The organism is Rhodococcus sp. ENV425, assembly GCF_002887785.1.
Taxonomy (GTDB): domain Bacteria; phylum Actinomycetota; class Actinomycetes; order Mycobacteriales; family Mycobacteriaceae; genus Rhodococcus; species Rhodococcus aetherivorans.
Map to the genome: position 1 here is coordinate 42,332 of NZ_PCZU01000241.1, position 14,196 is coordinate 56,527.

Annotated in this window: 8 protein-coding genes and 1 pseudogene; 1 reads left to right on the forward strand and 8 read right to left on the reverse strand. The window is 69.8% G+C overall.

The features are described from left to right. From CQZ88_RS31475 to CQZ88_RS21045, 8 genes and pseudogenes are all read right to left on the reverse strand, one after another. Positions 1 to 667 (reverse strand): annotated as a pseudogene (locus CQZ88_RS31475) (PucR family transcriptional regulator); the annotation flags it as partial. Continuing rightward, positions 660 to 2,087, reverse strand: a complete 1,428-nt coding sequence (locus tag CQZ88_RS21015) for an NAD(P)/FAD-dependent oxidoreductase (RefSeq protein WP_102800240.1) — start codon at positions 2,085 to 2,087, stop codon at positions 660 to 662. The pseudogene CQZ88_RS31475 and the gene CQZ88_RS21015, both read right to left, overlap by 8 nt. Next, complete coding sequence (locus tag CQZ88_RS21020; RefSeq protein ID WP_006932179.1) at positions 2,084 to 3,883, reverse strand: DUF3556 domain-containing protein; 1,800 nt, start codon at positions 3,881 to 3,883, stop codon at positions 2,084 to 2,086. The genes CQZ88_RS21015 and CQZ88_RS21020 overlap by 4 nt, the downstream gene beginning before the upstream one ends. Before the next feature lie 87 nt (positions 3,884 to 3,970). Further along, positions 3,971 to 5,431: a class I adenylate-forming enzyme family protein gene (locus tag CQZ88_RS21025; protein WP_102800241.1), complete on the reverse strand. Its 1,461-nt coding sequence runs from the start codon at positions 5,429 to 5,431 to the stop codon at positions 3,971 to 3,973. Positions 5,432 to 5,589: 158 nt separating this feature from the next. Next, a complete protein-coding gene (locus CQZ88_RS21030; protein ID WP_043800986.1) occupies positions 5,590 to 7,074 on the reverse strand; it encodes an amino acid permease in 1,485 nt (494 codons plus the stop codon). 171 nt (positions 7,075 to 7,245) lie between these two features. After that, positions 7,246 to 8,619: a cytosine permease gene (locus CQZ88_RS21035; protein ID WP_102800242.1), complete on the reverse strand. Its 1,374-nt coding sequence runs from the start codon at positions 8,617 to 8,619 to the stop codon at positions 7,246 to 7,248. 155 nt (positions 8,620 to 8,774) lie between these two features. Continuing rightward, entirely contained in the window at positions 8,775 to 10,736 is a 1,962-nt protein-coding gene (locus CQZ88_RS21040) for a hydantoinase B/oxoprolinase family protein (protein ID WP_102800243.1), read from the reverse strand. Next, a complete protein-coding gene (locus CQZ88_RS21045) occupies positions 10,733 to 12,796 on the reverse strand; it encodes a hydantoinase/oxoprolinase family protein (RefSeq protein WP_029546737.1) in 2,064 nt (687 codons plus the stop codon). The genes CQZ88_RS21040 and CQZ88_RS21045 overlap by 4 nt, the downstream gene beginning before the upstream one ends. A 120-nt stretch (positions 12,797 to 12,916) precedes the next feature. On the opposite strand from CQZ88_RS21045, the gene CQZ88_RS21050 reads away from it, so the two are divergent. After that, positions 12,917 to 14,196, forward strand: a 1,280-nt coding sequence (locus CQZ88_RS21050; RefSeq protein ID WP_374703833.1) for a PucR family transcriptional regulator ligand-binding domain-containing protein, incomplete at its 3' end; no start/stop codon positions are given.

Genomic DNA, 14,196 nt, shown 5'->3' on the forward strand with positions numbered 1-14,196 from the left:
CCGCGGATTCGGTTGTCGTCCAGACGATCACCCCGACATGACAGCGGTCGAGCCGGTACCGGGTCTCCGCCTCGAACGCCGCGACGTCGGTTTCGGATCCGTCGACGAGGCCGTGGATGAGGGCGGAGTGCACGTTGCCGCGCACGGCCGACCACCGGCGCCGTTCCTTCTCGTACGCGTCGAACACGTACAGGGTGATCCAGTCGATGTACCGGTAGACCACCGCGGAGATGTGCTCGATGACGTCGAGTGTCACCTGCGGCGGGAGGTTCATCGACCGCACCTCGTCGAAGCACAGCCGCATGAGGTCGTTCTGTCCCATGTGGTACGCACGGACGAGCGAGTGCGACGGCACGTCGCGCTGCGCCAGCCGCAACGCATATTCCACTGCCGCCGTGGTGGGTTGGAGGTGTTCGGCGGGGATCTCGTTGGTGAGCACGTGGATGATCGTCGCGATGTTGCCGTGCACGCTCGCCTCGAGCAGCTCGACGAGATGCGGATCCTCGTCGAGGTGAGCGATCTCCCGCGCCATCATCGCGGTCATGGAACGGGTGATCTCCCGCTGGCGGGCGTCGAACCGGCGCGCGACCTCGGCGACGACGCGCTGAACCTCGTCGGCGGCCGACGGTGCGCCCGTCGACCGCCCCGAGACCACCGGCTCAGCCACGGCCGGCGCTCCGCAGGTGCCGCAGCGCCGATTCCGCGGCGTTGTAGCCGCACATCCCGTGCGCGCCCGCCCCGGGCGGGGTCGAGGCCGAGCACAGGTAGACCCCGGGAACCCCGGTGCTGTAGGGGTCCAGCGCAATTCGCGGCCGGAACACCACCTGCAGGTCGGCGTTGGCGCCGCCGATGATGTCACCGCCGACCTGGTTGGGGTTCTGTCGCGCGAGGTCGGCGGGCGCGGGGACCGCGGTGGCGACGATGCGGTCCCGGAACCCCGGGGCGAACCGCTCGATCTGGGCGACGATCGCGTCCGTCGCGTCGCCGGTGTAGCCGGCCGGGACGTGGGCGTACGCGTAGAGCGGATGCACGGAGCCGCGGGAGCGGGTCGGGTCGGCGACGTACTGCTGGCCGAGCAGTACGAACGGCCGCTCCGGCATGCGTCCCGTCGCGACGTCCCGTTCGGCCCGGGCGATCTCGGCGAACTCGCCGCCGAGGTGGACGGTGCCGGCCTTCCCGCATTCCGGGTCGGCCCACGGAACGGGACCGTCGATCGCGAAGTCGACCTTGAAGGCGCCGGGAGCGTGGCGGAACCTGCGGTAGGCCTTGGCGATCCGCGCGGGTACCGCGTCGCCCAGGATGCCGAGGGCGGCCTCGGGGGCGACGTCGAGGAGCACGACGTCCGCGGGCGGCAGATCCGCGGCACGGCGGACCCGGACCCCGGTGTGCACCTTGCCGCCGTGCTCCGCGAGCTGCGCGGTCAGTGCCCGCGCGATCGCGGCGGAGCCGCCCTCCGCCACCGGCCACCCGTAGCGATGGCCGGCGGCGGTGATCATCAGACCCACGGCGGACGTGGCGGGCCGGTCCAGCCGGTGGTAGGCGTGAGCGGCGACCCCGCCGAACAGGGCACGTCCCTTGGGGGTGCGGAACCAGCGGGCCGAGGCCGTGGCGGGCAGCAGGGCCCGGGGCCCGAACGCCGCCAGCCGCAGCGGGTGCCGCGGGACGTTGAGCACCGGCCGCATCAGGTCCGCGGCGAGCCCGTCGAACCCGGTTGCGAGGTCGGCGAACATCCGCCGCCACCGCGGACCGTCCTCGCCGAGGCCGGCCGCGGTGACGTCGAGGGATCGGTGCAGCAGGGCGGCCTCGCTCCCGTCGAGGGGATGGGCGCAGTCGATCTCCGGCCACCGCCACCGCAGCCCGTAGCGATCGAGGCCGAGGGTCTGCAGGTAGGGGGAGCCGGCGCCCATGGGGTGGAAGGCGGAGCAGTGGTCGTGGACCAGGCCGGGGACGGTGAGCTCGCCGGAGCGGGTGCCGCCACCGATCTCGTCGGCTGCCTCGAGAACCTGGACGTCCACGCCGCTGCGGGCGAGGTGGACGGCGGCAGCGAGCCCGTTGGGTCCGCTACCGACCACGACCGCCGTACTCACGCTGTGACCTCCCGCTGTGCGGCTGCCCGGTGGGCGCCCTCGCGGTCCATTGTCCACTGCACGTCGAACGGGATGGGCCCGTTGGGCAACCAGGGCTGCTCGGCGACGGCATCGGCGACCCTGTAGGTGCCGCGTTCGATCACGCCGAGGGCCGCGTCGATCACCTTGTATTCCTGGGTGCCCTTGTGGATCGGCTGGGATTCGATCCAGGCGACGACGAACTCGCCGGGCGCGAAGTTGCAGCGCCGCTGGATCGCGGCGATCAGGTGCTCGTTGTGCAGGTGCCCGTCACCGAAGTTGAAGGCGACGATCGAGTTGCAGGAGAACTCGGCCTCGCGCAGGTCGTAGGTGTCGATGTCGTCCCCGAGGTGGCGCATCATCAGGGAGATCAGCGCCCGGCCCTGGCTGTGCATGGACCGCCAGCCCAGGAGCTGGTGCATCACGACGTCCGCGACGTCGGCGGGGTAGGTCGCGAGCAGCTGGGTGCGGGTGTTCTCGGCGGCCCGCACGATGTGCCGGTTCAGCTTCTCCTCCGCACCCGGGGCGAACGCCCAAGTGGCCGAGGCCCAGTTGCCGGCGTACTGCCGCATCGACGGCAGGAACGAGACCAGGTCGGGGCGCAGGTTGCCGAGGACCGGGAAGAAGCACAGCGCGGCGGTGATCGCGCCCGCCAGCCACAGCGACGACATGTCGGTCACGGCGTAGCCGTCCCAGGCGGGGAAGCCCCAGAACAGGAAGACCGTGGCGTAGGCGAACAGCAGGTTCCATTCCAGCGGCACCGCGAGCGGGAACGTCGAGGCGATGAAGAAGTGGAACGCCACCATCAGCAGCACCGCGAGCAGCGTGAGCGTGCGGTTGGTGGAGAACAGCAGCACCAGCGGGGTGACGATCTCGACGAACGTGCCGAGGACGTGGGCGACGCCGCTGCCGAGGTGCGAGGGCCGCAGGTCGTTCGGGAAGCTGCGGTAGTGCATGCGCTTGACCCGCTTGGACAGCATCCACGGGGTGTTGCTGATCATCGGGGGGACCACCATGGCGAAGTGGCGGCCGAACTTGGAGACGCCGGCGCCGACCCAGACGGTGACGATGAGCAGCTTGAGGGCCACGATCATGTCGACGAAGGGCAGGAAGGTGAAGAACACCATCGCCGGCAGGTACTGCTCGCTGCGGGCGGCGATGAAGATGACCTTGTCCCGCAGGCCGATCACGATCAGCAGCACGATCAGCGGCGCCACGACCGCGGGGCGGACGAGGCCGGCGTTGTCGGCGACGAGCGCGTCGACGGAGGCGGAATGCACACCCGGAAGAACGACGGCGACAATCAGATTGGCGAGCAAAAGGGCGTAGAGCGCCACGTCGCCGACGGTGCGGCGGTCACCGGACGTGCCGGGCACCTTGCCCGGCCACGGTGGGAGCCGGATCGTCTCGGGCTTGAGCCAGTACCGGAAGCCACCGGTCATCGGCTTGAAGTGCCCGGCGAGCGGACCCCACGACCCGGCGAGACCGAGCGCCTCGAGCAGCACGGTCCACAGGATCAGCTTCTGGTAGACGATCGGCTGGTTCCACCACGACGAGACGTCGAGCCACGACAGGCCCGAGGTCAGCGTCGCCAGGGCGGTGCCGGCGCCGATGTAGAGGAACAGCAGCTTGAGGATGTAGACGGTGTGCACCATTTTCGGCGTGCCGAATCCGTAGTCGACCCAGTGGGTCGACATGGCCCGCAACCGATCCCGGAACGGGAGGTCGCGGAACGTGGCGGGGTCCACTTCCGGGAAGTGGCCGGTCTTGAAACCCATGGGAATTCGCCTTTCGGGTAGGGGTTGCCGCCCCACCGGCCCGGGGCCGGCGAGTCGGGGTGGAGCTTGTGGTGTCCTCGGGAGCGGTCAGGCGTGCACGGGAGCACCGTGGCTGCGCCGCAGGCCGGGTTTGTCGATCTTGCCGACGGGGTTGCGCGGCAGGGCGGCGACGACGTGCACCTCGGCGGGCACCTTGACCCTCGTCAGCCGCTCGGAGAGGTGGGCGAGCAGTTCGGAGTCGGTGACGGTCCGCTCGGGATAGGTCACGACGTACGCGACGGGAACCTCGCCGTACACCTCGTGCGGCGCGCCGATCACGGCGGACTCGAGGACCGCGGGGTGCGTGGCCAGGGCGTTCTCGATCTCCTTGGGATACAGGTTCTCCCCGCCGCGGATGATCATGTCCTTGATGCGGTCGACGAGGGTGAGGTATCCGTCCTCGTCGAGCCGGCCGACGTCGCCGGTGTGCAACCAGCCGTCGACGACGGTGCGGGCGGTCTCCTCGGGTCGGCCGAGATAGCCGCGCATCACGTTGGGCCCCTTGATGAGCACCTCGCCGGTGGCCCCGGCCGGCAGGTGCCGCCCGTCGGGTCCGGCGATGGCGATCTGCTGGCCGGGCAGCGCGGGGCCGACGGTGCCGAGCTTGCGGGGGCCGTCGATCGGGTTGCACGCCGACGCGCAGGTGCCCTCGGTGAGCCCGTAGCCCTCGACCACGACCAGGCCGAAGCGCTGCTCGACCCGATCGAGAAGTTCCTTCGAGATCGGGGCCGCGCCGCAGATCGCGAAGCGCAGCGACGAGGTGTCCACCGGGGTGTCCAGCGGCTGGGAGACTAGCAGGGCGTAGATGGTGGGCACGGCCGAGAAGTAGGTCGGCCGCAGCCGTGCCACGTCGTCGAAGAACCGGGCCGGGGAGAACCTGCCGGTGATGCTGAGCTGCGCCCCGGCCAGGATCGGCGCCAGGAAGCTGACCGCGATCGCGTTGACGTGGAACAGCGGCAGGATCAGTAGGCAGTGGTCGGCCTCGGTCAGCTGCAGGTGCGTGCGGAACGAGTCGGCCATGAACTGCAGGTTCGCGTGGGCGAGCTGCACGCCCTTCGGGCGGCCGGTCGAGCCGGAGGTGTAGATCAGCAGGGCGGTGTCGTCGGGACGGGGATCGGCGCCGGCCGACCATCCGGCCGGCGGGGCGGTAGCCATGTCGTCCACGTGGATCAGCGGGCGGCCGCCCGACGGGGTGTCGGGACCGGCGCCCAGGACGAGTACGGCTCCCGCATCGTCGATCTGGTACTCGGCCTCGGTCGCGGTGAACGCGGGATTGACGGGGGTGGCCGTCGCACCCAGCCGCCACGCCGCCATGAGGGCGACGAGGAGTTCGGCCCGGTTCGGCAGCATCACCGCGACGACGTCACCCGCAGCGATCCCGTGCTGCTGGAGTTGCGCCGCGAAACCGTCGACTCTGCGGGCAAATTCGGCGTAGGTGAGTTCCCGGTCGTCGTCCCGCACGCAGGGCCGGTCCGATTCGCGGTGCCACACCAGATATTCGATCGTCACTACCGTCGGTCCTTTTCTCTTCGGCTGACCACAACGGTAGTGACGGGGATCACGTCCCGACTACGGCCTCGCGGGCTCGAGTTCCGACGGGGTGTTGTCCTCCGAGCACAACACCGCGCCGCCGGCTGTCGTTGCAGCCGGCGGCGCGGAGCGGATCGTCAGTGGGCCGGATTGCCCGAGGGGGCGGGCTGCGGCCCGCCGGGTCGCGGCTCCGCGTCGACGTGCATCGCCCGGGCCAGCGCCCTCTCCCCCGGCGGGGTGGCCCGTTCGCCCCCGCGCCGGCGCAGGTACCGGGTCTTGAGGTGGTACGCGGCGACGATGACCGCGAGCGCGATCAGCGACTGCACCAGTTCGGCGCGGGCGCCGGTGAACCACATGCCGACGAGGATCGCGACGATGACCGCCGTGACGACGACCGGCAGGACCGGGTAGAGCCACACCCGGAACTGCAGGATCTCCGGCGACGTGCGTTCCCAGCGGCGGCGCAGCACCAGCTCCGACAGGCAGATCATGATGTACACGAACAGGCAGATCGCACCGGACGACGTGACCAGGTACAGGAAGATCGTGTCGGGCCAGACGTAGGCCGCAACGATGCACACGTATCCGACGAACGTGCACGACAGCACGCCCTTCAGCGGGACACCGCGGGAGTTGACGGCCGTCATCCACGCGGGTGCGTCGCGGTGGGCACCGAGCACGAACAGCATGCGCGAGGCGGTGTAGAGCCCGGAGTTCAGGCACGAGAGCACGGCGACCAGCACCACGAAGTTGAGGATCTCGGCGGCCCCGGGGATGCCCAGGACGTCGAGGGCGGCCACGAACGGGGATTCGCCGACGACATAGCTGTCCCACGGCAGCATGGTCACGAGCAGGAACGTCGCGCCGACGAAGAACGCCAGGATCCGGAACACGACGGTGCTGGTGGCGCGGCGGATCGCCGCGGCCGGCTCCTTCGACTCGGCCGCGGCGATCGTGACGAGCTCGGCCCCCGTCATCGAGAAGATGACGGCGACCACCCCGACCATGACGGGGGTGAAGCCGTGGGGCAGGAAGCCGCCGTGTGCGGTCAGGTTGCCGAAGGACAGCTCGGCCCCGGGCCAGACGCCCAGCACGTAGAGACCGGCCAGGACGAGGAACGCGATGATCACCGCGACCTTGATCCCGGCGAACCAGTACTCGGCCTCGCCGAAGTTGCCGACCGACAACAGGTTCACGACGGTCATGATCAGCAGCAGGCCGGCGGCCATCAGCCACAGCGGCACGCCGGGGAGCCAGCGGCCGAGCAGGGTGGCCCCGACCACGGCCTCGATCCCGACGACGACCACCCAGAAGTACCAGAACAGCCAGCCGGTGGCGAAGCCTGCCCAGTTGCCCATGGCGTCGCGGGCGTATTCGGTGAACGAGCCGGTGCAGGGCTTGGCGACGGCCATCTCCCCGAGCATGCGCATGACCAGGAAGACGATGAGCCCACAGATCAGGCAGGTGAGGATGGCGCCGGGGCCGGCCTGACCGATGATCGCGCTGATCCCCACGAAGAACCCGGCCCCGATCACCCCTCCCATGGACAGCATGGTGAGATGGCGCTTCTTCAGCGCGTGGCCCAGGGTGTCGGACCTTTCGGCCGGTGGATCGGTATGCACGGCACTCCCTTCGAGACCTGATGTGCGGCCGCCGTCGTGTGCCGGTTCCGGCGTTACGGCGGCGCTGTCGCTCGGATGGGAGAACACTATGGCCGTGATGTGACCCACGACATGTCCGTGATGTACACAATCGTGGGTCACACCCGCCGTCGGGGCGATTGTCCGCCGGATTCAGACCGGCTGCGCCTCATCCGGCGCCGCCTCGGGTGCCTGCGACGTTTCGGGTCCCTGCGCCGCCTCGGGTTCCGAGGGCGCACGATCCGTCACCCGCGGGGTGAGCAGCACGTAGCTGCCCGCGGCCAGCAGCACCGTCACCACCGGGGCGAGCTGCGCCCACGTCGCGCTGACCTCCTGCACGGTGAGCGCGATGCCGGCGACCGAGGAGATCAGCCACGCCAGCGCCCCACCGGACGCGGTGCGGGGCATGGCGTGGCCCCGATCCCGCAGCACGTAGACCACCGCGATCGCCACCCAGGCGGTGATCAGCACGCCCTGCCAGGCGAGGGCCTGCAGCAGGTACCCCAGCACGTCGGTGAGCATGAGCAGGTATGCGAGCACGGCGGTGACCACCACCCACACCGCTCGGGGCACGTCGATGCGCAGTGCCCGGTGGACGAACACCTGGAGGTTGGTGGAGGCGAGATAGAAGTTGGCCGAGTTGATGCGGGTCTGGGACACGATGATCAGCAGCACCCCCGCGAAGCCGAGGGAGCCGACGACCGCCTCGACCACGCCGGTCTCGGTTCCGGCGATGTCCCAGGCGCCGAGGAGATAGAGGCCGACGAGCCCGTTCACACCGAAGGTCAGCGCATAGAACACCCAGCCGAAGGTGACGGTGCCGTGGAAGGCGGCGTCGGTGCGGCGACCGAGCCTCGCGTAGTCGAAGGTGTACATCATCAGCACCCAGACGCCCATGTAGACGAGGTAGGCGGTGAGCCAGCCCGGAAGCGGACCCGATGCCACCGTGGCGGTGAGCCATCCGGTGGGGTAGCCCTGGCGCACGGTCGCGGCCACCACGACGGCGACCATGCCGACGAGATAGAACGGCAGCAGGATCCCGTTGAGCTTGTCGAGCCACGCGGCGACACCCCCGATCACCACGGGAATCATGTACACCGTGCAGAGCAGGTACCACAGCCTGATGTCGCCGCCGAAGTACTCCTGCAGAGCCACGGCGACGATGGAACCCTCGAAGACCCCGTAGTAGAGCGCGGTGGCCGCGAACAGCGCCGGGGCGAGCAGTGAGCCGACGGCGCCGAACATGCGCCGGGACAGCAGCTCGACCGACAGGCCGGTGTGGATCGCATAGCGGGAGAGCACCAGATTGACGACGCCGAAGGTGGCGATCGAGGCAGCCATCCCGGCGAGGGTGGCCGGTACCCCGACCGCGCCGGCCGAGGCAACCGCGATGTAGAGCCAGAACATGGCGCTGAACATGGCCCACCAGGCCATCGTCAGCGACCAGCGGGACAGACGCCCGGATTCGGGCACGATTTCCCGCTCCGCGGGGGATCCGGGAGCAGATTCGGTGAGGTGATCGGACATGGGGTCGCCTCTCGGGGGGAGGGAATCCGAACCGGCGCAGGGGCGCACGACCGCCCGCGGCACCGGGGGCGGGAGGTTCGGCAGGGGAGCTTCGAGGGAGGGTGGAGAGCGCGAAACCCGTTGCGGGGCAGCGGTGACACTGCCCCGCACGGGCTTCAGGACCAGTGCGCGACGGAGCGGGTCCGCAGCAGATCGCGGAACTGGGCGGTGGTGGTGGGCAGCAGCTCGCCGGTACCCCAGTCGACGATCACGCCGTAGCGGCGCACGAGGTCGAGCATGGACAGCTCACCGCTGCGGTAGCGGGCGGCGACGGCTTCGGGGTCCTCGTCGAGCCAGCCCTTGCGCGACACGCGGATCTCCTCGCGGACGCGCTCGGTGGCGTCGTGGTCGAGCTCGTAGCGGTCGATCTCGGGGTCCACCGGCACGACGACGACGCCGTAGTCCAGGGCGGCGCGCTCGACGGAGACATATCCGTCGATCACGTCCTCGAGCACGGCGTCCGGGTCCCGCTGCAGCGGATCCCCGTAGCCACCACCGCCCGCCGACGGCCGCTCGAACGAATCTCCGGACTGGACGGGCACATTCGAGAACACGGACCCGAGGAAGCGCTCCTCGGGGGTGCCGCGGTTGAGCCACACACCGTGCGGGATGGACGGCAGGCCGCCCTCGATGCCCCAGGTGACCGAGCGGGAACGGTCACAGCAGTACGACATCACGCTGCTGTCGCTGTCGGTGAGGATGCCGCCCTTGGACAGGCCGCACCCGCCGCGGTATTCCCCGGGTCCACCGGAATCGGTGATGATGGCGTGCTCGCTGGTCAGCACGGGGGTGAGGCGTTCCTGTCCCTCGCACGGCTGCACGGCCAGGCCGATACCGAACACCGGTGCGGTGGCGCTCGATCCGTCCTTCGAGCTGCGTCCGCCCCAGCCGCCGGCCATCCAGTCGTACCACATGAAGAACGGCCGGTCGTCGGTGCGGGCGTCGCGGCCGCCGACGAGCAGGTACTCGAGGTTGAACGAGCACGCGATGGCGCGGGAGGGCACGACCTTCGACCACAGTTCGAAGATCGCGTTCATGATCTTCTCGTAGGGACCGGAGCAGAACCCGGTCACCGCGTGCGGCCAGCCCGCGTTGACGACGGTGCCCTCCGGTCCGAGGTCGGTGCGGATCGCGTTGTACAGGCCCGAGTTCAGCGGCACGTCGGGGAAGAACGACTTGGTGCCCGCCACGATCCCGGAGAACGCGGTGCCGTAGCCGCTGTTGAGGAAGCTGGCGACCGCCGGTGCGCTGCCGGTCAGGTCGTAGCTGAGCTGGTCGCCCTCGATCGTCATGGTGACGCGGATCGGGACGAGCCCCTCGGGCCGGGCGGGATCGGAGTCGAGGTAGTCCTCGGTGGTCCACGTGCCGTCCGGCAGGTCGGCGACCCGGCTGCGCACGATGCGCTCGACGTAGTCCTGGACCTCGCGCATCGCGTCGGTGACGGTGCCGCGCCCGTATTTGTCGACGAGTCGGTGGATTTCGCGTTCACACACGCCCGTGGCCTCCGCCTGGGCGTGCAGGTCGCCCATGCTGATCTCCGGCGACCGGGTGTTCGCGACGAGCAGTTTCGCGACGTCCGCCAGGAATCGGCCCTCGTGCCACACCCGGACCGGGGTGATCCGCAGGCCCTCACCGAAATGCTCGGTGGCGGTCACGTCGAACGACCCGGGGACGCTGCCGCCGATGTCGGCCCAGTGGCCCTTGTTCTGCGCGAAGGCGATGAGGACGCCGTCGGCGAAGATGGGCCGGACGAAGCTGACGTCGTTGAGGTGGGTGCCGCCCCGGTAGGGGTCGTTGACCATGAAGATGTCGCCGGGGTTGATGTCGGAGCCGAATTCCTCGAGCACGGCCTTGCACTGGAAGTGGAGGGTGCCCACGTGGACCGCGATGTCCTGGCTGCCCTGCATCACGGTGTTGCCCTCGGCGTCGCAGAGCGCGGAGGAGAAGTCCCGCGAGTAGATGACGAACGAGTAGCAGGTGCGCAGGATCTGCTCGGACATCAGGTCGACCGAGGTGGCGAACGCGTTCTTGAGGACCTCGAAGGTGACCGGATCGAGGGTGGGGGACGTGGTGGTCATCGGGTCTCCTGGATGTCGATGCGGATGTTCGCCCACTCGTCGATCGTGGCGGTGGTCCCCGGGGGGACGACGGTGGTGGAGTCGAGCTGGGTGATCACGGCCGGGCCGGGGATGCGCGTACCGAATTCCAGTGTGTCGCGGTCGAAGACGGGGGTGTCGAGCCGGCCGCGCGCCTCGTCGAAGTAGACGTTGCGCCGCTCGACGGGCGCCGGCTCCGCGGTGGTGGGTTCGGAGGTGCGCGGGAAGTTCGGCTTCGGCGTGGTGCCCACCGCGCGCAGCCCGATCTGGTAGATCTCCACGGGCGTGTCGTCGCGCCGGAACGAGTAGTCCCGTTCGTGCTCCTCGTGGAACCGCTCGACGGCCTCCGCGAGGAAGCCGGGGCCGCTGCCGGCCGCGACGGTGAGCGAACGCCACTGCCCCGCGTAGCGCATGCTGATATGACGATCGAGGACCATCCGTTCGGGTTCGACCCCCTCGTGGCGGAGACGCTGCGTGCCCTCCTGCTCGAGCCGCAGGAATTCGCGCTCGAGCGCGGTGGTGTCGACCTCGTCGACGCGGCCCTGGAACATGGCCGACAGGTCGTGCCGGATGTCGACGAGCAGGCACCCCTGCGCCGAGGTGATGCCCGGATGGGGCGGCACCACGACGGTCGGAATGGACAGTTCCTTCGCGAGGGCCGCGCCGTGCAGGGCGCCCGCGCCGCCGCAGACGACGAGGACGAAGTCGCGCGGATCGTAGCCGCGCCGAATGGACAACAGCCGCACCGCATCCGCCATGTTGGCGTTGGCCACCTGGATGATGTTGCCGGCCGCGGTGTCGGCGTCGAGACCGAGCGGTCCGGCCACGCTCTGCTTGATCGCGTTCTCCGCGGCCGCCACGTCCAGGGTGAGGCCGCCGCCGATGAGGGTGGTGCCCAGGCGGCCGAGCAGCACGTTGGCGTCGGTGTTCGTCGGCTCGGTGCCGCCGCGCAGGTAGCAGGCGGGTCCGGGGGAGGCGCCGGCCGACTGCGGCCCGTTGCGCAGCGAGCCTGCCTCGTCGAGCCAGGCCAGCGATCCGCCGCCGGCGCCGATGGTGAGCACCTCGATGCTGGGGAAGGAGATGGGGAAGCCGTACTCGACCTGCCACTGCTTGGTGGTGCGGACCTCGCCGTCGTAGACGAGCGAGATGTCGGTGCTGGTACCGCCCATGTCCAGGCCGATCGCGTTGGGGTATCCGCAGCGGGTGGCGATGTCGGCCACGGCGATCGCGCCGGCGGCGATGCCGGAGGCGGCGAGCCGGACGGGATACTTCTCCACCATCGCGGGGGTCATCGAGCCCCCGCCGGAATGGAGCAGGAGCAGGTCGCCGTCGTATCCGTCGGTGCGCAGCTGCGCTTCGAGCCGATTGACATACCCGCTGACCAGGGGTGCGAGCACGGCGTTGGCGACGGTGGTGGAGGCGCGGTCGTACTCGAAGATCTCGGGGAGGATCTCGCTGGAGGTCGAGACGGTGACGTCGGGCAGCTCGGCCTCGAGCAGTGCCCGCACGCGCTGCTCGTGTGCGCTGTTGACGTAGCTGTTGATCAGGCACACCGCGACGGTCTTGATGTTCTTGCGGCGCAGGATGCGGGCGATCTCCCGGACCTCCGACTCGTCGAGCGGGGTGACGACCTCGCCGGCGTAGTCGATGCGTTCGGTGACCTCGTACCGATCACGGCGGCGGATGTAGGGGGTGCCGACGTCGACGTACGTGTCCCACAACTCGTCCTTGGTGCCGTCGCGGATCTCGAGCACGTCGCGGAACCCGCGGGTGGTGACGAGGGCCGCGGGCGGGAAGTTGCGGGTGATGAGCGCGTTGGTCGCGACGGTGGTGCCGTGGGAGAACAGGGTCACCTCGGTCAGGTCGATGCCCGCGGTGCGCACACCGTCGATCACGGCGCGCATGGGATCGTCCGGGGTCGAGGGAACCTTCGCGATGCGGGTGGTCGATGCGCTCTCGTCGAAGATGCACACGTCCGTGAAGGTGCCTCCGACGTCCACGGCGACGCGCAGGTGGGGATTGCGGGATGTGATCATCGTCATACTCCTGGGTCGGGTGGAACTCAGTATTCGGCCTGGTCGCGGGGCCATCAATTGGAGAAAGTGAATCGAGTTCCCCGAATCGTTGGAGATCTTCACACCCATGGGAGAAAGATGTCGGGCATGCTTCCGGACCGTTTCCGGCTCGTCGACCTGCTGCTCGAACCCGACCTCGGGCTCCGGCTGGCGACCGATGCCGACCCCAACGTGGGAATCACCGGCGCGCACCCGATCGAGATCGAGAACCCGACCCGATGGCTGCGGCCGGGGTCGATGATGCTCACCACCGGCTCGCGCTTCCCCGGCCACGAGCACCCGCAGCAGGCCTATCGCGAACTGATCCGCGAGCTCGTGGGGTCCGGCATCGCCGCGCTCGGGTACGGCGTCGGGGTGATCACCGACGACGTCCCCCGGCCCCTGCTCGACGAGGCCGAGCGCCATCGGTTCGCCGTGGTGGCGATCCCGCCGGAACTGCCGTTCATGGAGGTGGTCGGACGCGTCAACGCCGCGGCGCAGGCGCAGGACTCGATGCTGCTGCGCCGCACGCTGCAGATGCAGAACCACCTGCTCGAGGCGATGACGGCCGAGTCCCCGGAGGCCGACCTCGTGGCCCGGCTCGCCGGGCTGCTCCGCAGCAGCGTGGTCCTCTACAACGAGGTCGGCGACGTCGTGGCCTCGGCGGGTGGCGCACCGGTGCACCTGATCCGCAATCAGCTGCGCGGCCGGGACGGCCGGCTGCTGTTCCGGGTGGGCCGATGGTCGGTGAGCGCGCACTCGATCTCGCCGGGCGGCCAGCACTACTGGTTCGCCCTCGCGTCCAAGAGCAACGAACTCACCGATCCGCTCACCGCGCCCGCCGTCGAGGTGTCGCTGAGGCTGCTCAACACGATCGAACGCACCCGCCAGCGCGCCACCATCGAGAACCGCGCGCGGCACGCCGCACTGGTGCGGGCGCTGGCGTCGGGCGATCCGGCCGATTCCGACACCGTCCTGGACCAGCTCGAGATGCTGCGGTTCGGCCCCGAGCCCGATATGCGGATGCTGGCCTTGTCCGCCGCACCCGACTACGACAACCGCCGATGGGTGTTCCGGGCGAACTCGCTGCTCGATGCCGTCGAAACGGACGTGTCCGGGCTGGCCCGCGACATCGGGCTGACCCTGCTGCTCGCCCGGGGCGAGGGGGGCCTCGTCGGAGTGGTCCCCGCCCGGGCGGAGGCTCTCGACTCCTGGTCGAACAACCTTCCGCAGGGGTTGACGTGCGGCTCGAGCGAGCCGTTCACCGATCCCGCGCGCGGGCCCGACAAACTGCGCGAGGCGCGCTGGGCGCGACGGGCCGCGGAACGGCTCGGCCGCAGCACCCAGCGCTTCGAGGACGTAAGCCTCGCGGACTGGTTGCTGGCGGG

Bases quoted from the DNA above. Each gene is read 5' to 3' on its own strand.
- CQZ88_RS21020 (WP_006932179.1), bottom strand. From the start codon at position 3,883: ATGGGTTTCAAGACCGGCCACTTCCCGGAAGTGGACCCCGCCACGTTC.
- CQZ88_RS21035 (WP_102800242.1), bottom strand. From the start codon at position 8,619: ATGTCCGATCACCTCACCGAATCTGCTCCCGGATCCCCCGCGGAGCGG.
- CQZ88_RS21045 (WP_029546737.1), bottom strand. From the start codon at position 12,796: ATGACGATGATCACATCCCGCAATCCCCACCTGCGCGTCGCCGTGGAC.
- CQZ88_RS21040 (WP_102800243.1), bottom strand. From the start codon at position 10,736: ATGACCACCACGTCCCCCACCCTCGATCCGGTCACCTTCGAGGTCCTC.